The organism is Microtetraspora sp. AC03309 (assembly GCF_020826795.1).
GTDB lineage: Bacteria > Actinomycetota > Actinomycetes > Streptosporangiales > Streptosporangiaceae > Microtetraspora > Microtetraspora glauca.
Genome location: NZ_JADDIL010000494.1, coordinates 1 through 465, shown reverse-complemented (window position 1 = coordinate 465; position 465 = coordinate 1). Strand labels below are relative to the sequence as shown.

General features: G+C 68.2%; 1 pseudogene. It reads left to right on the top strand.

The window, feature by feature from the left end:
• A pseudogene (locus IMZ11_RS44020) lies at positions 1 to 343 on the top strand (hypothetical protein); the annotation flags it as partial.
• Between the last annotated feature and the right edge of the window lie 122 nt (positions 344 to 465).

Genomic DNA, 465 nt, shown 5'->3' with positions numbered 1-465 from the left:
GAGAGTGGCACTGATCGTCATCGGCGAGGGGTCGACGTGCATGACGGCGTCGGATCGGGCGCATAACGCCAACGAGGCGGACGTGTACGACGGGGCCGTTATGCGGGCGTTGGAAGAAGGCGATTACGACACACTGGGTCGACTCGGTGAGCACAGCCTCGCCATGACCGGGCGAGCGCCATGGCGGGTGTTGGCCGGGGCAGCCGCGGGGCGCAGGTTCGAGGGCAGACTGCATGCGGGCGGGCGCGCCGATGACCGCGGGTATTTCGTGGCGAGCGGGACGCGCCTTCCGGAGTTCTCAGCTGACCGTCCCGAGACGTATGACCCGTGCCAGACCCTGTGACCAACGTGCAGCCTTTCGCGCTGGGCCGGGCTGAAGCGAACAGGAAGCTGCACGTTCGCCGCCGGGCCCAACCGGACGGGCGACGCGCGAAGCTCTGATGGCTGCACAGCGCACGCATGAGA